The organism is Sphingopyxis sp. Geo25 (genome assembly GCF_949769135.1).
Classification (GTDB): domain Bacteria; phylum Pseudomonadota; class Alphaproteobacteria; order Sphingomonadales; family Sphingomonadaceae; genus Sphingopyxis.
Genome location: NZ_CATKOZ010000001.1, coordinates 794,135 through 814,651 on the forward strand (window position 1 = coordinate 794,135; position 20,517 = coordinate 814,651).

The 20,517-nt window shown below is 65.0% G+C and carries 20 protein-coding genes and 2 tRNA genes; 11 read left to right on the top strand and 11 right to left on the bottom strand.

Going from position 1 to position 20,517, the window contains the following annotated elements; translation table 11 throughout:
- Positions 1 to 117 precede the first annotated feature (117 nt).
- The 4 genes from QOL68_RS04030 to QOL68_RS04045 all read right to left on the bottom strand — a co-directional run bounded on the left by QOL68_RS04030 (position 118) and on the right by QOL68_RS04045 (position 4,510).
- Positions 118 to 2,229: a prolyl oligopeptidase family serine peptidase gene (locus QOL68_RS04030; protein ID WP_282947160.1), complete on the bottom strand. Its 2,112-nt coding sequence runs from the start codon at positions 2,227 to 2,229 to the stop codon at positions 118 to 120.
- A gap of 90 nt (positions 2,230 to 2,319) precedes the next feature.
- The gene (locus QOL68_RS04035; protein WP_282947162.1) at positions 2,320 to 2,742 is read right to left on the bottom strand and encodes a DUF4112 domain-containing protein; all 423 of its coding nucleotides are present in this window, start codon (positions 2,740 to 2,742) and stop codon (positions 2,320 to 2,322) included.
- Between the two features lie 42 nt (positions 2,743 to 2,784).
- Positions 2,785 to 4,278, bottom strand: coding sequence for an ABC transporter substrate-binding protein (locus tag QOL68_RS04040; RefSeq protein WP_282947164.1), 1,494 nt, complete (start codon positions 4,276 to 4,278; stop codon positions 2,785 to 2,787).
- Between the two features lie 146 nt (positions 4,279 to 4,424).
- Positions 4,425 to 4,510: transfer RNA gene (locus QOL68_RS04045), tRNA-Leu, on the bottom strand.
- 89 nt (positions 4,511 to 4,599) lie between these two features.
- Here QOL68_RS04045 and QOL68_RS04050 point away from each other — a divergent pair.
- Together QOL68_RS04050 and QOL68_RS04055 are read left to right on the top strand one after the other, a co-directional pair.
- Positions 4,600 to 5,544 carry an ABC transporter ATP-binding protein gene (locus tag QOL68_RS04050; protein ID WP_282947166.1) on the top strand — a complete coding sequence of 315 codons (945 nt, stop codon included), beginning with the start codon at positions 4,600 to 4,602 and terminating at the stop codon, positions 5,542 to 5,544.
- Complete coding sequence (locus QOL68_RS04055; protein ID WP_058454099.1) at positions 5,541 to 6,308, top strand: ABC transporter permease; 768 nt, start codon at positions 5,541 to 5,543, stop codon at positions 6,306 to 6,308. Before QOL68_RS04050 ends, QOL68_RS04055 begins: the two co-directional genes overlap by 4 nt.
- A 134-nt stretch (positions 6,309 to 6,442) precedes the next feature.
- Here the strand turns inward: QOL68_RS04055 and QOL68_RS04060 are convergent, their stop codons facing one another.
- Both QOL68_RS04060 and rpsA read right to left on the bottom strand, forming a co-directional pair.
- Entirely contained in the window at positions 6,443 to 6,721 is a 279-nt protein-coding gene (locus QOL68_RS04060) for an integration host factor subunit beta (protein ID WP_054587431.1), read from the bottom strand.
- A gap of 208 nt (positions 6,722 to 6,929) precedes the next feature.
- A complete protein-coding gene (rpsA, locus tag QOL68_RS04065) occupies positions 6,930 to 8,645 on the bottom strand; it encodes a 30S ribosomal protein S1 (protein WP_058454098.1) in 1,716 nt (571 codons plus the stop codon).
- Between the two features lie 433 nt (positions 8,646 to 9,078).
- On the opposite strand from rpsA, the gene QOL68_RS04070 reads away from it, so the two are divergent.
- Positions 9,079 to 10,365 carry an adenylate/guanylate cyclase domain-containing protein gene (locus QOL68_RS04070; protein ID WP_282947174.1) on the top strand — a complete coding sequence of 429 codons (1,287 nt, stop codon included), beginning with the start codon at positions 9,079 to 9,081 and terminating at the stop codon, positions 10,363 to 10,365.
- Here QOL68_RS04070 and QOL68_RS04075 read toward each other — a convergent pair.
- Both QOL68_RS04075 and aroA read right to left on the bottom strand, forming a co-directional pair.
- A complete protein-coding gene (locus QOL68_RS04075) occupies positions 10,349 to 10,978 on the bottom strand; it encodes a (d)CMP kinase (RefSeq protein ID WP_282947176.1) in 630 nt (209 codons plus the stop codon). The genes QOL68_RS04070 and QOL68_RS04075 overlap by 17 nt on opposite strands.
- Positions 10,975 to 12,303 carry a 3-phosphoshikimate 1-carboxyvinyltransferase gene (aroA, locus tag QOL68_RS04080; protein WP_282947178.1) on the bottom strand — a complete coding sequence of 443 codons (1,329 nt, stop codon included), beginning with the start codon at positions 12,301 to 12,303 and terminating at the stop codon, positions 10,975 to 10,977. The genes QOL68_RS04075 and aroA overlap by 4 nt, the downstream gene beginning before the upstream one ends.
- Positions 12,304 to 12,428: 125 nt before the next feature.
- Between aroA and QOL68_RS04085 the strand changes: the two genes are divergently transcribed.
- The gene (locus QOL68_RS04085; RefSeq protein ID WP_282947180.1) at positions 12,429 to 12,752 is read left to right on the top strand and encodes an FYDLN acid domain-containing protein; all 324 of its coding nucleotides are present in this window, start codon (positions 12,429 to 12,431) and stop codon (positions 12,750 to 12,752) included.
- 143 nt (positions 12,753 to 12,895) lie between these two features.
- A tRNA-Ala gene (locus QOL68_RS04090) sits at positions 12,896 to 12,971 on the top strand.
- Between the two features lie 51 nt (positions 12,972 to 13,022).
- Here the strand turns inward: QOL68_RS04090 and QOL68_RS04095 are convergent.
- Entirely contained in the window at positions 13,023 to 13,469 is a 447-nt protein-coding gene (locus QOL68_RS04095) for an RrF2 family transcriptional regulator (RefSeq protein ID WP_058454093.1), read from the bottom strand.
- A 146-nt stretch (positions 13,470 to 13,615) separates the two neighbouring features.
- On the opposite strand from QOL68_RS04095, the gene QOL68_RS04100 reads away from it, so the two are divergent.
- Genes QOL68_RS04100 through QOL68_RS04110 form a run of 3 tightly spaced genes read left to right on the top strand, consistent with a single transcriptional unit; the run spans position 13,616 to position 15,518 of the window.
- Entirely contained in the window at positions 13,616 to 14,182 is a 567-nt protein-coding gene (locus tag QOL68_RS04100) for a hypothetical protein (RefSeq protein ID WP_058454092.1), read from the top strand.
- Positions 14,166 to 14,882, top strand: coding sequence for a COG3904 family protein (locus tag QOL68_RS04105; RefSeq protein ID WP_282947184.1), 717 nt, complete (start codon positions 14,166 to 14,168; stop codon positions 14,880 to 14,882). Before QOL68_RS04100 ends, QOL68_RS04105 begins: the two co-directional genes overlap by 17 nt.
- Positions 14,883 to 14,915: 33 nt before the next feature.
- Positions 14,916 to 15,518 carry an HD domain-containing protein gene (locus QOL68_RS04110; protein ID WP_282947186.1) on the top strand — a complete coding sequence of 201 codons (603 nt, stop codon included), beginning with the start codon at positions 14,916 to 14,918 and terminating at the stop codon, positions 15,516 to 15,518.
- A 59-nt stretch (positions 15,519 to 15,577) separates the two neighbouring features.
- Here the strand turns inward: QOL68_RS04110 and QOL68_RS04115 are convergent, their stop codons facing one another.
- A complete protein-coding gene (locus QOL68_RS04115) occupies positions 15,578 to 16,384 on the bottom strand; it encodes an enoyl-CoA hydratase-related protein (protein WP_282947188.1) in 807 nt (268 codons plus the stop codon).
- 271 nt (positions 16,385 to 16,655) lie between these two features.
- Between QOL68_RS04115 and QOL68_RS04120 the strand changes: the two genes are divergently transcribed.
- From QOL68_RS04120 to QOL68_RS04130, 3 genes are all read left to right on the top strand, one after another.
- Positions 16,656 to 18,011 (top strand): phosphotransferase, encoded by a 1,356-nt coding sequence (locus QOL68_RS04120; RefSeq protein ID WP_282947190.1) that lies wholly within the window; start codon positions 16,656 to 16,658, stop codon positions 18,009 to 18,011.
- 19 nt (positions 18,012 to 18,030) lie between these two features.
- Entirely contained in the window at positions 18,031 to 19,320 is a 1,290-nt protein-coding gene (locus tag QOL68_RS04125; RefSeq protein WP_204993930.1) for an acyl-CoA dehydrogenase family protein, read from the top strand.
- A 203-nt stretch (positions 19,321 to 19,523) separates the two neighbouring features.
- Positions 19,524 to 19,784, top strand: a complete 261-nt coding sequence (locus tag QOL68_RS04130) for a hypothetical protein (RefSeq protein WP_282947192.1) — start codon at positions 19,524 to 19,526, stop codon at positions 19,782 to 19,784.
- A 27-nt stretch (positions 19,785 to 19,811) separates the two neighbouring features.
- On the opposite strand, the gene QOL68_RS04135 is transcribed toward QOL68_RS04130, so the two are convergent.
- Positions 19,812 to 20,483: an OmpW/AlkL family protein gene (locus QOL68_RS04135; protein WP_058454086.1), complete on the bottom strand. Its 672-nt coding sequence runs from the start codon at positions 20,481 to 20,483 to the stop codon at positions 19,812 to 19,814.
- Positions 20,484 to 20,517 lie beyond the last annotated feature (34 nt).

Below are 20,517 nucleotides of genomic sequence, written 5' to 3' on the forward strand. Positions count from 1 at the left end.
AGTATGCGGCGGGCGAAACCCCAAATTCCTGCGGGTGGAGGCAATCTGCGATGGGACCGCGGCGGGCCGCGCGCAGCGCCACCCAGCCAATGACGGTGCCCGCCGCAGGGGCCGACCCTATTTCTTCCCGGCGAGTTCCATCGTCAGGAAGGCGTGGAGCATCGCCGCGCGCACCGCATCCTCGGCGTGATCGGCGCCGACCGAATGGCCGCCTTCCAGATATTCGTGATAATAGACCGTGTTGCCATATTCGGTCAGCCGCGCCGCAAATTTGCGCGCGTGGCCGGGATGGACACGATCGTCCTTGGTCGAGAGATAGAGGAAGATCGGCGGGTATTTCACGCCCTTGCGGATATTCTGATAGGGCGAATATCTGGACATGAAGGCCCAGTCGTCGGGATTGTCGGGATCGCCATATTCGGCGACCCACGAAGCGCCCGCGAGCAGCTTGTTGTAGCGCTTCATGTCCTTGAGCGGCGAGCCCGAGATGACCGCGCCGTAAAGGTCCGGGCGCTGCTCCATCGCCGCGCCAACGAGGACGCCGCCGTTCGAACGGCCCGAGATCGCGATCTTGCCCTTTGCGCTGACGCCGGTCGCGACGAGATCCTCGGCGACGGCATGGAGGTCGTCGAAGCTGTTCTGACGCTTCTCGCGGAGCGCCGCCTGGTGCCATGCCGGGCCATATTCGCCGCCGCCGCGGATGTTCGCGAGCACATAGGCATTGCCGTCCTCGACCCAGAACAGGCCGAGCGGGCCGGCGCGATAGGGCTGGCCGGTGAGGTAGCCGGGCGTCTGCGCAGCGCGGAAGCCGCCATAGGCGTGGACGAGCGCGGGGACCGGGCCGGCCGCGCCTGCCTTGCGGACGAGGAAATAGGGTATTTTGGTGCCGTCCTTCGAGGTCGCGAAGCGCTTTTCGACGCGCATATTCTTCGCATCGAAGGTCGCGGGGAGGCTCTGCACCACCTGCGGCGCGCCGCTCTCGCCTACGGCATAGAGCGTCGGCGGCATCAGCATCGTCTCGGCGGTGACGAAGGCGAGGTCGCGGTCGTCGATGGTTCCGGCAATGCTCATCGTTGCATTGGCGGCGACCGGCACTTCCGTCTGGCTCCAGCGGCCGTTCGGCTGGTCGCGGCGAAGCGCGAACAGCTTGCCCTCGACGTCGTCGAGTGCCTTGACCCACAGGACATTCCTGCTCGCGGCGACATTTTCGATCGCCTGCGATTTCGTCGGCGTCATCACCGGCACGAAGGGCACCTGACCGCCGCTGGCGAGGATATCGAGCGGCAGCGCGAGGAGCGAGCCCGCGGGAAAATCGGCGTAGGGCTCGTTGAGGAAGATGATCACCTGACCGTCGATGACCGCGCGGATGTCGGCGGTGTCGGGGATGACGCTGCGGTCGAAATCGCCGTCGCCTGGGTTCGGCAACAGGATGTCGCTGGTGTAGAAGGTCTTGTTACGGCTGATCATCGTCCGGCGCTTGTCGCCGTCCATGAAGGCGAAGACGTTGATGCCGACGTCCGCGGCTTCGCCCTCGGCGACCGTCGCGGCGGCCGAGATCGGCGTGCCGCGTTTCCAGCGCTTGACGATCCGCGGATAGCCCGATGCGGTCATGCTGCCCGCGCCATAGTCGGTCGCGACGAGCAAGGTGTCGGCATTCTCCCATGTCACGCTGCTCTTCGCCTGCGGCAGGGTGAAGCCGTCCGCGACGAAGCTTTTTGTCGTGCGGTCCCACTCGCGGACGATATCGGCGTCGGTGCCGCCGGGGCTGATCGAGACGAGGCAGCGCTTGTAGTCGGGGGCGAGGCAATCGGCGCCGTGCCAGACCCAGCTCTGCTTCTCGGCCTTGCCGAGCGCGTCGACGTCGATCAGCGTGGTCCAGACGGGCTTGCCCGCAAGATAGGCGTCGAGCGGGCTCTGGCGCCAGATACCGCGCGGATTGGTGGCATCGCGCCAGAAGCTGGTGATCGTGTCGCCCATCACCTCGCCCGGTTCGGCGATCTGGCGGTCGTCGTCGAGGATCGCCTTCGCGCGTTCGCGGTCCTTCTCGAAACCGGGGCGGCCGCGGATCAGCTTGTCGGTGGCGGCATTTTCCTTTTTGACCCAGTCGAGCGCTTTCGCGCCCTCGATATCCTCGAGCCAGAGATAGGGGTCTTTGGCGTCCTGCGCCGCCGCAGCGACGGCGACGAAGGACGAGCCGAGGGCAAGCGCGGCGAGGGTAGCGCGGATCATGTCTTGGAATTCTCCCCTGGGGTATGGCGGCGCGTATGGCAGCGCTGTGCTAGCACCACCAGACACCCGAGGGGAAGGGGGAGGGCGACCCTATTGATCGATGATGATCGTGCCCGGATGATGCTTGTCGAGATGCTTCTTGATGATCTTGAGGTTGCGCGTGTTCGAGCGGAACAGGAAGTCGAAAGCATCGCCGACGAGCGGCACCGCGCCGAGCGCGGTATCGACGCCCAGATTGCCGACCATCCGCCAGATCTGCCATTTCGACATGCCGAGATTGCGCGCCTCCCAGATCAGATAAGCGCCCATCGTCGCAGTGATCACATCGCCGACGACGGGAACCAGCCCGACGATCGCGTCGAGACCGACTGGGCGGTTGATGCCGGGAATGACGAAGCTGCGTTCGAGCAGCATTTCCAGCGTCTCGACCCGCTTGCGCAGCGAAGCGGGATCGCGCCGGTTCTGAATCAGCGCGTCGAAAATCGCGTCGGGATTAGGAGTCGAAGGGGCCATGCGGGTCCTTTCAAAAGCGCTCGGGGGTGAAGCGCCGCCACATTAATTGGGGGGCGTGATCAGGCGATTCAATGGGTGCGCGCCGCGCGCGTTCGGGCGCAGGCCGGTCAGCCGCTGCGAGGCGACCGACCAGCGGAGCGGCGATGCGAGGGCGATGAAGGGGGTGTAGCGCGCGAGCACCGCTTCGGCTTCGCTGACCTGTTCGGCCCGCTGGCCCGCGTCGATGTTCGCCATCGCCTGGTCGATCAGTTCCTGCGCTTCGCGATTGCACAGCGTGTCGCGCTGGCACGACAGGCGGCGCAGCGCCCACAGCGCGTCGTCGTTCGGCGCGACCTCGTCGATCAGGCGAAGGTCGGAAGTCGAGGCCATGTTGACGCGCCGCGTCTCGATCCCCAGCCGGGCGATATCCGCCGCGACATAGGCATAGAGGATGCGGCCGCCCGGCGTGTCGGGAACCGCGATGCGCAGCGGAGCGATCGCACGTCCCCCGCTGCGCCAGGCATCCACCACGCGCTGCGCCTGCACGAGGCGCGAGGGATCGTCATAATCGTTCCAGGCCGGCGGGATCGGTGCCGGGCCGCCGTCGCGGCGGTGCGCGGTGGGGCGCATCGCGACCTGCGATTGCCATTCGGCGAGCCCGAAGGCGTCGACCAGCCGCTCGCGCCGAATGACGCGCGACAGCGCGTCGCGGTTAGCATCGATTGCGAGAAATCCTTCGGCGCGGGTGAAGACCAGTCCGAACAGCCCCGGCGCGGGATCGACGACCAGCCGCGACCGGCCGATGTCCGAGGCGATGAAATAGGGGAGGGTCGAAAAGCGCCCGCCGAGGACGCCGTCGGCGTAACCGTTCTTGAACCGCGCCAGCGCGCCCTCCGGCGAGGTGCCGACAAGTTCGATCGACGCCTTTGGATCGTTCGCCGCCGCCTCCGCCGCGTCGGGATCTTCGGCGAGCGGGTCGGGAACGGGCGACAGCAGCACGGCGCGGCCGATCCGCTTCGCGCGCATGGGCCCCCAGCCCATCCCCTTGTAGACGATCGCCATCGTCGGCTGCGCGAGCAATTCCAGCATGTTCGGCTGCGGCACGGTCAGGCGGATTTCGATCACGCTGTCGGTCATCGCCTTGATCGTGTCGATCTCGGGAAAATCATCCTTGAGCAGGTTGCGGCTGGCGGGCGCGAGATAAGAGCGCAGCGTCGCCGCAACATCCTCCGCCATCACCTTGCGCCCGTTCGTCCATTTGGCCTCGCGGATGCGGAAGATATAGCTGCGCCCGTCGGCGGTGACCGTCCAACGATCGGCGAGCCCGACGTCGATCTGGCCGTCGCCGTCGAAACCGACGAGCCCTTGCGCCGACGCGTCGAGCAAGGCGGCATTGGCGGCCGAGAGTTCACCGCTCAGCGGCGTGGAAGCGGGGTTGAGCGATCCGATCGCCGCGATCTTCACGGGCCCGCGCGACCCGAACAGCCCGCAACTCGCGAGCGCGAGCGAGGTGGAGGCGGCGAGCAGAAGGACGACAGCAGAACGAATTGGGCGCATTATGGCCTTATCCTAGGACGGCACCGGAGCGAAGGCCACGGCTTTGTCGTATCCGCGGTGGCCGTTCGGCCGGCCAGCGGATCCGGATCGAGCGCGTCAGGCGAGCCGAAACGCGGCCGCGGCGATTCGACCTCCCGATATGACTTTGGTGCGGACGGCGGGACTTGAACCCGCATGTCACTAGGACGGCAGATTTTAAGTCTGCTGCGTCTACCAATTTCGCCACGTCCGCTTGGCTTGCGGGTCAAGCCGATGGCCCGGTGGAGGTCAAGCGATGTTTGCGGCTTCCCGCTGCGCGGCGGCTCGGCTAGACGCGATGGCATGACTGCCGTCCTCGACATTTCCGGCCTCGGAAAGACTTACAAGAGCGGACACCAGGCGCTGGCCGGTGTCGACCTTACCATCAACAAGGGCGAGATTTTCGCGCTGCTAGGGCCGAACGGCGCGGGCAAGACGACGCTGATCAGCATCGTCTGCGGCATCGTCACGCCGAGCGCGGGGACGGTGACCGTGGGCGGGCACGATCATGCGCGCGATTATCGCGCCGCGCGCTCGATGATCGGGCTGGTGCCACAGGAACTGCATACCGACGCGTTCGAGAAGGTGATCACGACGGTGACCTTTTCGCGCGGGCTGTTCGGCAAGCCCAGCGATCCGGCCTTCATCGAGCAGTTGCTCAAGGATCTGTCGCTCTGGGACAAGCGCAATGCGAAGATCATGGAGCTGTCGGGCGGCATGAAGCGCCGCGTGATGATCGCAAAGGCGCTGAGCCACGAGCCCGACATCCTGTTCCTCGACGAGCCCACCGCGGGTGTCGACGTCGAGCTGCGCCGCGACATGTGGAACATGGTGCGCGGTCTTCGCGAGCGCGGCGTCACGATCATCCTGACCACCCACTATATCGAAGAGGCCGAGGAGATGGCCGACCGCGTGGGGGTGATCAGCAAGGGCAGGCTGATCCTGGTCGAGGAGAAGGAGGCGCTGATCAAAAAGCTGGGGCGCAAGACGCTGACCCTCAACCTCGCCGACCCGCTGGATGCGGTGCCCGCCGAACTGGCCCAGTGGAATCTGGTGCTCGCCGGCGAGGGACATGAACTGGTCTATGAATTCGACAGCCAGGCCGAGGCGACGGGCGTGCCGTCGCTGCTGCGGCGGCTGAGTGACCTCAGCATCCAGTTCAAGGACCTCCACACCGAACAGAGTTCGCTCGAGGATATCTTCGTCGGGCTGGTACATGAGACGAAGACCGAGGAACGCGCCGCATGATCAAGAATTTACGCGGCATTCGTGCCATCTATCTGTTCGAAATGGCGCGCTTCGGGCGTACGTTCTGGACCAGCCTGATGCTGCCCGTGATCACGACGACACTCTATTTCGTTGTCTTCGGCTCGGCGATCGGCAGCCGGATGAGCGACGTCAGCACCGTGCCCTATGGCGCGTTCATCGTGCCGGGCCTGATGATGCTGACGATGTTCACCGAAAGCATCAGCAACGCGAGCTTCGGCATCTACATGCCCAAATGGACGGGGACGATCTACGAGATGCTATCCTCGCCGATGTCGCCGCTCGAACTGCTGATCGCCTATGTCGGCGCGGCGGCGACCAAATCGGTGATCATCGGTGCGATCATCTTTGCGACCGCGCATTTCTTCGTCGATGTGCAGGTGGCGCACCCGCTGCTGATGGTCGCCTTCATGATCCTGATGGCGGTGACTTTCTGCCTGTTCGGCTTCATCATCGGTATCTGGGCGCAGAGTTTCGAGCAGTTGCAGGTGATCCCGCTGCTCGTCGTCTATCCGCTGACCTTTCTGGGCGGTGCTTTCTATTCGCTCGACATGCTGCCCGCGGCGTGGCGTGCGGTCACGCTGTTCAATCCCGTCGTCTATCTGATCAGCGGATTCCGCTGGACCTTTTTCGGGCAGGGCGATGTCGGGATCGAAGTCAGCATGGGGGCGGTTGCGCTGTTCCTGGCGCTATGCCTGGCAGTGATCTTCTGGGTGTTTCGAACGGGTTACCGCCTCAAGAATTGAGGCCGCGACCCTTCCTCTTCCGCGACATTGCGAGGCGCGAAGCGATGCGTCGATCCACGCTGTGCGCTCACCGTTCGGGATTGCTTCGCCCGGCTTTCGCCGGGTTCGCAATGACGAAGGCTTGAGACGCGCGATCAGTCGTTCAGACGCTCGCGCATTTCCTTGCCCGGCTTGAAATAAGGGACTGCCTTCGCTTTCACAGCTACCGGAGCGCCGGTGCGCGGGTTGCGGCCGGTGCGCGATTCGCGGGAGCGGGTCGAGAAGGCCCCGAAGCCGCGGAGTTCGACGCGGCCGCCCGAGGCCAGTTGATCCACGATCGAATCAAAAAAGGCGTCGACGATGCGTTCGACCTCTTCAAGGCGCAAGTCGCTGTTTTCGCTCGCGATCTTCTGAACCAGTTCCGACCGGATCATTTGCTTCCCCTTGACATATCACGCGCACCCCGCGGGATGCAGGCCATCCGGTCTTTGCCGGTTCGGATTGCGTGAGGACCCCTCCCAACGCGGCCCGGAGAGTATCATGAATCACTGTTCGGTCAAAATATATCACTGAAAGAAAAAGGCCCGCGAAGGGACACTTCGCGGGCCTTTTCTGTTGCCTGACGGCAGAGGGACGAAATTATCAGTCCTTCTTGCCGGCCTTCAGCGCTTCGCCGAGGATGTCGCCGAGCGACGCACCCGAGTCCGACGAGCCGTACTGCGCGACGGCTTCCTTCTCTTCGGCGATCTGCATTGCCTTGACCGAGAAGCTGGGCTTCTTCGAACGGTCGAAGCCGGTGACCATTGCGTCGAACTTCTGCCCGACCTGATAGCGCTCGGGGCGCTGTTCGTCGCGGTCGCGGCCGAGGTCGGCGCGCTTGATGAAGCCGGTGGCGCCATCTTCGCCAGCCTGCACTTCGAGGCCGTTGTCGCGGACTTCGAGGACCGACACGGTGACGACGTCGTTCTTCTTCAGCGAGCCCGAACCGGCAGTGTTGGCGCCGCCAACGGCCGGAGCGCCCTTTTCAAGCTGCTTGATGCCGAGGCTGATGCGTTCCTTCTCGACATCGACGTCGAGCACGACGACCTGCACATTCTCGCCCTTGCGGTGGAGGTGCAGCGCTTCTTCGCCCGAGATGCCCCAAGCGATGTCCGACATGTGGACCATGCCGTCGACGTCGCCCGGAAGGCCGATGAACAGGCCGAACTCGGTGGCGTTCTTGACTTCGCCCTCGACGACCGAACCGACCGGGTGAGCCTCGGCAAAGGCGCCCCACGGGTTCGACTGAGCCTGCTTGAGGCCGAGCGAGATGCGGCGCTTGTCGCTGTCGACTTCGAGAACGATGACGTCGACTTCCTGGCTGGTCGAAACGATCTTGCCGGGGTGGACGTTCTTCTTGACCCACGACATTTCGCTGACGTGGACCAGGCCCTCGATGCCGGGTTCGAGTTCGACGAACGCACCATAGTCGGTGATATTCGTGACCGTGCCCGACAGCTTCGCACCGACCGGGTACTTGGCGGCGACGCCTTCCCACGGATCGCTTTCGAGCTGCTTCATGCCCAGGCTGATGCGCTGCGTGTCGCGGTTGATGCGGATGATCTGGACGCGGACGGTGTCACCGATGTTGATGACTTCGCTCGGGTGGTTGACGCGCTTGTAGCTCATGTCGGTGACATGGAGCAGGCCGTCGATGCCGCCGAGGTCGACGAACGCACCATAGTCGGTGATGTTCTTGACCGCGCCTTCGATGATCTGGCCCTCTTCGAGGTTCTGGATCAGGCCCGAACGCTGCTCGGCGCGCGTTTCCTCGAGGATGGCGCGGCGCGACACGACGATGTTGCCGCGACGGCGATCCATCTTGAGGATCTGGAAGGGCTGCGGAAGGTCCATGAGCGGGCCAACGTCGCGCACGGGGCGGATGTCGACCTGGCTGCCGGGCAGGAACGCGACGGCGCCGCCGAGATCGACGGTGAAGCCGCCCTTGACGCGGCCGAAGATGACGCCTTCGACGCGGGCTTCCTTGTTGAATTCTTCTTCCAGGCGGTCCCAGGCGGCTTCGCGGCGAGCGCGGTCGCGCGACAGCATGGTTTCGCCATTGGCGTTTTCGACGCGGTCGACATAGACTTCGACTTCGTCACCGACCTTGAGGTCGGCCTTCTGGCCCGGCATCGCGAATTCGCGAAGCGGCACGCGGCCTTCGCTCTTCAGGCCGATGTCGATCACTGCCAGGTCATTTTCGATCGCGGTCACGGTGCCCTTGACGACGCGGCCTTCAAAGCCGCCATCAGCACCACCCAGCGATTCGTCGAGCATCGCGGCGAAATCGTCGCGCGACGGAAAAGCCGTAGAGGCCATATGGGTTCTTCCTTACTTCATCTGTTCCGGCCAAGCGGTTGGTTCCGCTGGTCTTTTGGCCGATCTGTCCTGCCCGCCGGATGCGATGCAGGACATCCTTCCAGCCTTTGCCAATCGGGGCAGGAGCAAAGCAAAAAGGGCGCGACGAGTGCATCCCGTCACGCCCGACGCTCATGTTCGAAGAGCGGCGGTTTGTCCGTGCCTCGACCGGCCAAAGCCTGTCGGACGGCGCGCATATATGGCGGAGGGTGCGCAAAAGCAAGGCGAAACCTCGCTTTCATCGTCACCCCGGACTTGATCCAGGGTCGATGTCCCCGCCGCTCGAATCGACCCCGGATCAAGTCAAAGGCGACGAGGAGGCGCGCGCGCCGAAGGTAAACTCCATCGTAAGACCTTGCTTATAGATTATCCCACGCAATCGAGAGGGGTCTCCATGCAGGTGATGTCGCACGGCCAGTTCGCCGATCCGGCGGTCGAGGCGCGATTCCAGGAAACGGCGCGCACGCTGCGCCTGCCGTTCGTGCGCATCTATGGCGTGTTGTTCATGCTGGTGGCGCTGGCCTACACGATCGTCAATCCGCTGCTGGTCAATCCGGTCGATACGGCGAAGCTAGCGGTGCTGTTCGGGGCGATGATCGCGCTCGCGGGCGCCTATATCGCATCGACCTTCTGGTCGGGCTATGTCGCGCGGCCGGGGTTGGATTTTGCGGCCCTGCTCGGCATCGTCTTCCTGCTCGGCCATATCAACCTGATCCTGTTCGACGAACTGATCGACATGCAGGAGGAGATGCACGCGGTCGGGGTGATGAACCGGCTCGGGGTCAGCGCCTTTGCCGCCGTCGTGCTGGCGGGCCGCCCGCGACTCTTCCTGTTGTGGCTCGGGCTCGACCTGTTCGTCTTTCTCGCAACCGTGCTGCCGGTGCAGAGCCATGACGCGGGGATGTGGTACGCGCTGCTCAGCTATTCGAGCGGGGCCGTCATCATGCTGGCGATCAACGTCGCCATCGACCGGTCGAGCCGCGGCGCCTTCGCGCTCGCCGAGGCGCTCGAGGCCGAGCGCCGGAAGAATGAGGAACTCGTCTATAACATGCTGCCGCCCGCCGCGGTCGAGCGCATCCGCGATGGGCGGATGGTCGCCGACGCCTATGCCGACGCAAGCGTGATCTTCATCGACATGGTCGGCTTCACCAAACTCGCGAAGCGCGTGTCGCCGGGGCATCTGGTCGAGGTGCTCAATGCCTTCTTCAACCATGCCGACGCCTGCGCGGCAAAGCATGGGGTCGAGAAGGTCAAGACGATCGGCGATGCGTATCTCGCGATCGCGGGTGGCAATGTGACGAGCGGGAACAGCGCCGATTCCGCCATCGCCTTCGCGCGCGATGTGCTGGCGGGCGTCGCCGAGTTGCAAGCAGTGGCGGGCACCGACGTCGGCCTGCGCGTCGGCATCCACAGCGGGCCGGTCGTCGGCGGCGTCATCGGCGCGACGCGGATGGCCTATGATTATTGGGGCGAGACCGTGAACATGGCGGCGCGGCTGGAAGGCACGGCGCCGGTCAACGGTATCGCGATTTCGGAAAGCACCTGGCTGCGCGCCAAGGATCGCGCCGCTTTCGGGCCGCCGCACAACGAGATGCTGAAGGGCATGGGCGAGACTTGCGTCTATCACGCCGGGCCTGCCCCCGAGCGTCAAACGCTGCCCGAGATCAGCTGGGTCGCCTGATCCTTTCCTCGACGAAGGCGATCGCCGCCGCGATCGCTTCGTTGATATCCATATCGCTGTTGTCGAGCAGCAGCGCGTCGTCGGCGCGGAGCAGCGGTGCGTCGGCGCGGCCGGTGTCGCGCGCGTCGCGGGCGTGGACATCGGCGAGGACCGCGTCATAGGTCACATCGACCCCGCGCGCGCGCATTTCGGCATGGCGTCGGCGCGCGCGTTCTTCGGGCGAGGCGGTGACGAACAGCTTGGCGTCGGCGTGCGGCGCGATGACCGTGCCGATATCGCGCCCGTCGAGCACCGCGCCGCCGGGCTGGTTCGCGAAATCGACCTGCCGCTGGAACAGCGCCTTGCGTACCGCCGGGTGGATCGACACGCGGCTCGCGAGGCCGCCTGTGCTTTCGTAGCGGAGTGCGGGATCGTCGAGCAGCGTGTCGGGGAAGTCGCAGGCGGCGAGTGCGTCGGCGGCGTTGTCGGGATCGCCGTGGCCGAGCTGCGTCTGATAGCCGACCGCGCGATAGAGCAGCCCGGTGTCGAGTACGGGCAGGCCGAAATGGGCGGCCAGCGCGCGCGCGATCGTGCCCTTGCCCGACGCGGTGGGGCCGTCGACGGCGATGATCACGCCTGCAGCCCTTCGAGCAAAGCCTCGAAATTCGGGAAGCTGGTCGCGACGGGCGCCATGTCGTCGATTTCGACCGGCGCCTTGCTGACGAGCCCCGCGACCGCAAAGCTCATGCAGATGCGGTGGTCGAGATGGCCCGCGATGGTGGCCCCGCCAGGCAGAGGGTCGCCGCCGGTGCCGTCGATGATCAAGCCGTCCTCGCTTTCTTCAACCCGCGCGCCGATGGCCTGCAGACCCGCCGCCATGACGGCAAGGCGGTCGCTTTCCTTGACGCGCAGTTCGTCGAGGCCGGTCGTGACGGTGCGACCCTCGGCAAGCGCAGCGGCGATAAAGAGGATCGGGAATTCGTCGACCATGCTCGGCACGACGGCCGGGTCGATCTCGATACCTTTCAAGGCACTGTGGCGGACGCGAAGGTCGGCAACGGGCTCTCCGCCGACTTCGCGCGCGTCGAGCAGGGCGATATCACCGCCCATCGCCTGCAGCACCTCGACGAGGCCCGCGCGCGTCGGGTTGAGCCCAACATTCGCGATGGTGACGTCCGATCCGGGGACGAGCAGCGCGGCGACGATGAAGAAGGCGGCCGACGACGGATCGCCGGGCACCACGATCGTCTGCGGCTTGAGCTCGGCCTCGCCGCGGATGCGGATGTGGCGGGTGCCGTCGGGTTCGGTTTCGACGCTGAGGTCGGCGCCGAAGCCCCTCAGCATCCGTTCGCTATGATCGCGCGTCGGAACGGGCTCGATCACCTCGGTGATGCCGGGGGTGTTGAGGCCGGCGAGCAGGACCGCGCTCTTCACCTGCGCCGATGCCATCGGCAGGCGATAGGCGAGGGGGATCGCGGGGGCGAGGCCGCGCACCATCAGCGGCAGACGGCCACCGGGTGACGCGGAAATGTCGGCGCCCATCTGCGACAGCGGGTCGATGACGCGCCCCATCGGGCGGCCCGACAGGCTGGCGTCGCCCACGAAAGTGGCGGTGATCGGATGGCTCGCGACGAGCCCCATCAATAGCCGCGTCGAGGTGCCGCTGTTCCCCATGTCGAGCGCTTCGCGCGGCTGGAGCAGCGCGCCGACCCCGACGCCGTCGATGACCCATTCGCCATCGCCCCGCCGCTCGATGCCCGCGCCCATCGCGCGCATCGCGGCGGCGGTTGCCAGAACATCATGACCTTCGAGGAGCCCGGTGACGCGACTTGTTCCGACCGCGAGCGCCGACAGCATCAGCGAACGGTGCGAGATGCTCTTGTCACCGGGAATCGCGATCCTACCTTTGAGCGGAGCGGAGGCGGAAAAGCGGCGCGGGCGGGGGGTCTGGTCTGTCATGGCGTGCGGCTTTTGACAGCGGGCAAACAATCTGGCAAGGCGCACGCCAATTTGGCGGATGGCCCTGTCGGCGCTGTCTCTCTTCCGAAATTCCTATCCTTTCTTCAGAGGTTTACGAGGCTGTTATGGTAAAGGCTGAATGGGGCGCGAAGCGCAGCTGCCCGAAATGTGCCACCCGATTCTATGATCTGACCAAGGACGATCCGGTCACCTGCATCAACTGCGGTTATGCATGGCTGCCGGAATCGGTCCTGAAATCGAAGCAGCCGATGCCGTTCGAGGAAGTCGAAAAGCCGGGCAAGGTCGCGGCCGAACCGGCGGCGGATGACGATCTGGATCTGGACGTCGATGTCGATGAGGACACCGATTCGCCCGATAACGACGTCGATCTGGGCGGCGACGACGATCTGGGCGTCGCGACCGGCGACGACGAGGACGAAGAAGGCTGATCTTCTGGAGTTCGATACGCAGGGGATCAAAAAAGCGTCCTCGAACGCATTTGGCCCCTTGCATAACGGACGCGCGCTGGTAAAGGCGGCGTCCCGGTCGCACTAGCCAGGAATATTGGCCAGGGCGATCCTGAAAATGGCACGGGGCCTTAGCTCAGCTGGGAGAGCGCTACAATGGCATTGTAGAGGTCAGCGGTTCGATCCCGCTAGGCTCCACCATTACAAAAGGCCCGCGAAAGCGGGCCTTTTTTGTTGCGTTGACTAGGGCGGCTATTCCGCCGCTTCGTCCTTCTCGAACACAGGTTCGAGCTCGATCGGGTCGGCGAGGGTAATGCGGTCGAGGATCGAGGCGGTGTCGTCGCGAACCTTCAGCATCAGGCTGCGCAGCCGGCATTCGGCTTCCGGCAGGCAGTTCTTGCAATGCTCGTGCGCGTTGCGCGCGGCACAGGGGACGAGCGCGAGCGAGCCGCGCGTCAGGCGGACGAGGTCGCCATAGCTGATGTCGATCGGCGGCAGCGCGAGTTGGTAGCCGCCGTCGCGCCCGCGCTGCGAGATGAGCAGCCCTTCGCGCGCCATTTCCGACAGGATCACGGTCAGGAATTTGGGCGGGATATTCTGCGCTTCCGCAATATCCGCAAGCTGGACCTGCCCCTTGCCCCAATGATCGGCAAGATGCTGGAACGCGCGGATCGTATAACGGGTCTTTTGCGAAAGCATGGGGCGTTACTGTGACATATTCAGCCTTAATTCAACCTGTCTGCATGACATTTCGCCGGTTGTTGATGAAAATCACAGCAGATGGCATGAATTGATGCGACAGGGGTCGCGAGTTGCCCGATAAGGGTGCGGTGAGGGACGGTTCGATGAAGCACAGATTATGGGGTGCCCCGGCCATGATGGCGGCCTGCATACTCGCCGTGGCTCCGGCGCAGGCGCAGTTCGGCAGCATCTTGCGCAAGGTGACGACGCCGAGCCCGGCGCCGACGTCGAGCGACAGCGACAATGGTGGCTGTCCGAAGGGCAAGAAGGGAAGCGGTGCGGGCCGTGCGATCATCGGCGGCGTACTCGACAGCGCGATCGGCAGCGCGGCGAGCAAGGCCGGCGTCTACAGCTATGTTCCGATCGCCGAGGTCAGCGGCACGCTGACCAACGCCATCGCCTGCAAGCTCGACCCGAAGGAGCAGGTGCAGGCGGCGGCCGCGACCGAGCAGGTGACGCGCGGCGGCGACGTCGGAGAAACCGCAAACTGGACCAGCACGACGCGCGAGAATGTCAGCGGATCGTCGACCGTCGCGTCGAAGAACCAGCTCGCCGACGGCACCAGTTGCATGAACGTTACCGACGTGGTGATCGTCGAGGGCGAGGAAACGCGGGTTTCCAAGAAGATGTGCCGCGGTCCGGGACAGTCGCGCTATGTCCTTGCGGCCTAGGATCGCGCGCGTCGCGCTGGCGGCCGCCTGCCTCGCTAGCCTGACCGGCGCAGCGAAGGTCAAGATGGACCCTGCGAACCCGACCTGTCCGGCCGCGCCCGGCTGGTCGGCGAATCCGACGATGACCTTCACGCCGGCGACCAAGGGCGGCACGAAGGTGCTGCTCGCCGAGGGGCGGATCGATGCCGGCGCCCCCGACCGGCTCAAAAAGGCGCTCGAGGCCAATCCCGATGTCGGCGAAGTCTGGCTGAGCTCGCCCGGCGGCGATGCGCGCGCGGGCAACGCGGCGGGGCGCATCATCCGCTCGAACTTCGGGTTGATGACGCGGATTCCGACGGGATGGGCGTGTTTCAGTGCGTGCAACTTCATCTTCATGGGCGGACAGCCGCGCGTGATCGATCCCGGCGGGCTGTTCATCGTCCATATGTTCACGCGTACCGGCGACCGCCAGTCGATCGACATGAGCGTCGCGATGGGGACCGATGCAACCAAGGAGCTGATCGGCGACATCGAACAGGATGCCGCGCTGCTGGCGAGCGAGGACAATGATTTCCTGATCCGCATGGGGGTGTCGCGCAAGCTGCTGACCGAGGTGATGTACCGGCAGAAGGCGATCGCGAACGCCGAGGACAAGTCGACGCGCCGCTGCCTGACCCAGGCCGAGGTCAAGACCTATAACGTTGCAAATAACAACGAATAGGATAGGCTCTCCGCCAAATCAGGAGAGGCTGCCATGACCGACATGACGCACGAGCATGCGACGTTCCGCTCGATGATCGACGGAACGCAGGAAGACTGGGACATCATCGCGCGCGAGCAGAAGGAATTCGCGCCGAACAACGGCACCCGTATCCTCGAGCATCTGAAGCTGCTCGGCGGCGATTACGGCGGCTTTCCGGTCGACCGTCTCGAACATTGCCTGCAGACCGCGACCAGAGCGCACCGCGACGGCCGCGACGAGGAATATGTCGTCATGGCGCTGCTCCACGACATCGGCGACACGCTGGGTGCGTTCAACCATCCCGATGTCGCTGCGGCGATCCTGAAGCCTTTCCTGTCGGAAGAAAATCTCTGGATCGTCCAGCATCACGGCATCTTCCAGGGCCATTATTTCTTCCACTATATCGGCCTCGATCGCGACATGCGCGACCAGTTCGCCGACAATCCCTATGCGGCCGCCTGCGCCGAATTCTGCGAGAAATATGACGCGCCGGCGTTCGACCCCGATTACGATACGCTGCCGCTCGAGTTCTTCGAGCCGATGGTAAAGCGCCTCTGCTCTTATCCGCGGACGAGCATCTACAAGAAAGTGATGGTCGACGAAGCGGCGGAGTAAAATCTGTGCACCCCGGCGAAAGCCGGGGACCACAGGCATTTGCGCCGATGCGCCCCGGTTTACTTGCCCTTGAACTCGGTCTTGCGTTTCTGCTGGAACGCCAGGATGCCCTCGGCGGCATCGGCGGTGCCCCCCGCAATGAACTGGCCCCTGGCTTCGGCGTCGAGCGTCGTCGCGAAATCCTGCGTCAGCCCGTCGCGCAGTATCTTGCGCATCGTGCCAAGGGCGATCGTCGGGCCGTTGGCAAGGCGTGTTGCCAGCGCCTTGGCTTCCGCCAGCAGATCGGCATCCTCGACGCATTTGTAAATCATGCCCCAGTCGGCCGCCTGATCGCCCGCAATCTTCTCGCCCAGCATCATCATCTGCAGCGCGCGCGGCACGCCGACCAGGCGTGGGAGAAGCCACGACGAGCCGCCGTCGGGAACCAGACCGATGTTGACGAAGGCCTGCAGGAAATAGGCGCTTTTGCCCGCGATCGTGAAATCGCCCGACAGCGCAAAGCTGCAGCCGACACCGGCGGCGGGGCCATTGACCGCGACGACGACCGGGATGTCGAGATTCGCGAGCGCGAGCAGCATCGGGTTGTAATGGCCACGCAGCGCGTTGCGGCTCCGCGCTCCCCCGCCGACCGCGCCGCCACCCGACCGGTCATCCGCCAGATCGGCGCCCGAACAGAAGCCGCGTCCTTCGCCCGTGATCAGCAACGCGCGCGCACCGAGGCTCGGCAGATGATCGAGCGCGGCGCGAATATCGTCGGCCATCGCGGGCGGCATCGAATTCAGCCGATCGGGGCGGTTGAGCGTGATCGTCGCGACAGTGTCGGCGATTTCGAGCTTGATGCTGTCGAAGCTGGGGACGTCGGTCATGGGGAAGAAATCCTCTCGGCTGTTCGCTGGTCTTTACCTTTACGTTCACGTAAAGTTGTGGCTTAATTGGCGGACGAACGCAAGGGGTGTTGGATGGCGATGTCCGCGCGGTCTGCTGCGGCTGAAGGGATGCCTCTCGCAGGGTGCCGGTGTACGAAAAACGTCCGGATCTGCGGAATGATACCTCCGGCCCTTGCATCGGTCGGCCGGCGGGGTTTGTATGATCGTGATGCCAAGTAAAGATCGATGGGGGGATGCGACGGTGGGGGCGATGGCTGATCTGCACGAGAAGCTCGGCACATTCATGACCCGTATCGTCGGCCGGGGCGCACTGTCGGGCCTGGCCCGTTTGTCGGGCGGTGCGAATATGGAAAGCTGGTCGTTTGACTGGTCGGGCGCGGCGGGATCGGCGGGCTATGTCCTGCGCCGCGCACCGTCGGCGGACTATATGGCGGGTCGGCCCTATGGCCATGCCGACGAGGCCGCGCTGGTGATCGCGGCGCACGCGGCGGGGGTGAAGGCGCCCGAAGTTGTCGGCGTGCTGTCCGATGCCGACGGCATGGGCACCGGCTATGTGATGCGCCGCATCGTCGCCGAGGTGAGCCCGGCGAAGATATTGGCGGACCCGCCGCCGTCCCTGCTCGCCGACCTCGGCCGCGAGCTCGCGCGCATCCACGCGATCCCGCGCGCGGCGATTCCCGCCGCAATCCCGCTGATGGACACCGCCGAGGCGCTCGCGGAGCTCAAGGCGCGGTTCCTGTCCTATGGCGGCGATCGTCCGGCGATCGCGCTCGCGATCCGCTGGTGCGAGGATCATCTGCCCGCGCCTGCCGATCCCGTGCTCGTCCATGGCGACTATCGCATGGGCAATGTGATGGTCGATCTCGCGAAGGACGGGGGCGGCCTCGCCGCGGTGCTCGACTGGGAGCTCGCGCATCTGGGCGACGCGCATGAGGATCTCGCCTTCGGCTGCATGGCGGTGTGGCGCTTTGGCCGGATCGATCGGCCCGCCTTCGGCGTCGGCAGTCTCGAAGATTATTTCGCGGCCTATCGGGCGGCGGGCGGCCGCCCGGTCGATTCGGCGCGGTTCCGCTTCTGGCTCGTCTATCGCACGCTCTGGTGGGCGCTCGGCTGCCTGCAGATGGGGCAGGCATGGCGGAACGGAGCCGACCCGACGGTCGAGCGCGTCGTCATCGGGCGGCGAACGGCGGAGCAGGAACTCGACCTCGTCGAACTCATCGGGGCGGAGGCACCCGAAGCGGAGAGGGCGCGGGTGCTGCCGCCGTCGCCCCCGGCCATGTCCGTGCCGTTCGGCGAGCCGACGAACCGCGAGATGGTGCAGGCGGTGCGCGACTGGATCGAGGGTGCGGTCAAGCCGCGGTCCGAAGGCCATGACAAATTCGAAGCGGTGGTCGCAATGAACGCGCTCGGCATCGTGATGCGCGATCTCGATGCCGGCGTGCGCGCCGAGGACAAGGCGCTGTCCGACGCGCTGATGTCGGGCGAGCGGACACTGGCGGAACCGGGCCTGCTCGCGCGCCTGCGCCGCGCGGCGCTCGACAAATGCACCGTCGACAGCCCAAAATATGCCGCGCTGGCGGCGGCGCGCGCCGCGTGGAACGGATAGGATGAGCGGGAGAGAAACGATGGATTTTGCGGTTCCGGCCGATTTGCAGGCCTATCTGGACGAACTCGATGCCTTTATCGAAGCCGAGATCAGGCCGCTCGAGAATGCCGACGACAATATCCGCTTCTTCGACCACCGGCGCGAGCATAGCCGCACCGACTGGGACAATCAGGGCCTGCCACGGCACGAGTGGGAGCAGCTTTTGCGCCAGGCGACGCGGCTGGCCGATGCCGCGGGCCACTGGCGTTTTTCGGCGCCGAAGAAATATGGCGGAAAGGACGGCAGCAATCTGTGGATGGCAGTGATCCGCGAGCATTTCGCCGCGAAGGGCCTCGGCCTCCACAACGACCTGCAGAACGAGCATAGCATCGTCGGCAACTTCCCCTTCGTCGAGATGTTCGAACAGTTCGCGACGAGCGAGGAACAGAAGCAGGAATTCATCCTCGGCGGCTTCGAGGGCAAGCGGCGCACCGCCTTCGGCCTGACCGAACCCGACCATGGATCGGACGCCACGCATATGGAGACACGCGCGGTGCGCGAAACCCGCGATGGCGTCGACGGCTGGCTGATCAACGGCCGCAAGATGTGGATCACCGGCATGCATGTCGCGACCCACTGCGCGACCTTTTGCCGCACCGACGGACAGGATGGCGATGCAAAAGGCATCACATGCCTGCTCGTGCCGACGGGCACCGAAGGGATGACGGTCGACGAATATATGTGGACCTTCAACATGCCGACCGATCATCCGCGGATGACCTTCAGCGGCGTCTGGGTGCCCGACAGCGCGCGGCTGGGCCCGGTCGGCGGCGGGCTGTCGATCGCGCAGAGCTTCGTCCACCAGAACCGCATCCGGCAGGCGGCGTCATCCTTGGGCGCGGCGGTCTACTGCATCGAGGAAAGTGTGCGTTATGCCCGGTCACGCAAGCCGTTCGGCGAGCCGCTCGCGCGCAACCAGGCGATCCAGTTCCCGCTCGTCGAACTCGCGACGCAGGCCGAAATGCTGCGCCTGCTGATCCGCAAGACCGCGTGGGAGATGGACCGCACGCCGCACAAGGAGATCGAGCGAACGCTCTCCGACAAGGTCAGCATGTGCAATTACTGGGCGAACCGCCTCGTCTGCGAAGCCGCCGACCGCGCGATGCAGGTCCACGGCGGCATCGGTTATTCGCGGCACAAGCCGTTCGAACATATCTATCGCCACCACCGCCGCTACCGCATCACCGAAGGCGCGGAGGAAATCCAGATGCGGAAAGTCGCCGCCTATCTGTTCGGCTATATGGGGCCGCGCAAGGGAACGCTGGGGTAACCCACCGAAATTTGCTCTGGAGACCTCGAAGCACCCGGAACTGCAACGCCGATTATCATTTCGAGAGCGCGCAATCGATCTGGCGAAACGGAGCGAATTTTCCGGACGAAAGATTTGGAGGCCATCGGCGTTCCCGGGCAATATCCTCCCATGTTGTGCAGCGAAGGGCTTGCTATTCGAGTTGGCTACAATTGCTCCGCCGCATGCTCGATGAACGCGACCGCGCACGGCATTGGATGATGCTGCTTGGACGCAAGTCCGCGTCGGAGAAGGTGGCGTCCTTCCTGCTTGAGATGTCGGAACGATTATCGGGGCAGGGGTGTCATGCCGACACGCAGGCCGGGGTCGAACTGCCCTTCGGCCGCCAGCTCACCAAAATGCGCGCCGACGGCCTGCTCGACCTGCCATCTCGCCGCGAAATCGTGATCAACGACCGCGCGGCGATGGAAATGACGGCAGGCTGACCGGCCGCCGGCGCCAGTTCGGGGGAACTAGAAGCGGAACGCGACGCCGGCGCTGATCACCCAGGGGTCAAGCCTGTGCCGCGTCTTGATCACCTCGGTCGTGCCCGCATACCAGGTTGCGGTCGGGCGCAGGAAATAGCGCTTGGCGTCGAAGGACAGCGCGAGCCCGTGGTCGTTTACCGGAATGTCGATCCCTGCCTGCAACGCCGCGCCCACCTTGTCCCCCATCTTCTGGCGCGTCGCGCCGAGCGAGCGGGTCGTGGCGCCGGGCTTTTCGTCGATGAAGATGAAATAGCTCGGCCCCGCGCCGATATAGGGCCGGATGCCGCCATCCTTGCCGAAATGATATTTGAGGGTAAGCGTTGCCGGGACGATCTTGGCGTTGGAGACGAGCGTTGCGCCATCGAGCGCGCCGCGGCCGTCGACGTCATGTTGCGTCACGCCGGCGATCGTCTCGACCGAGACGGCGTCGGACACGAAATATTCGATCGCGACCGTCGGCGTCACATTGTCGTCGGCCTTGGCCTGGGTCCCGGCGGGCAGGCCGATCCGGTCGGTCTTGACGTCGGTGATCTTGCCGTCGGGCGCGACGTAGGTGGCGAAGATCTTGAACTGCACGTCGCCCGCCTTCGCAGCCGCCTGACCGGGAACGGCGGCCATGGTCGCCAGCGCGAGCAGGGAGAGATAGTCTTTTTTCATGGGTAGGTTCCTCCGTTGACGGGCGGTCTCTGCG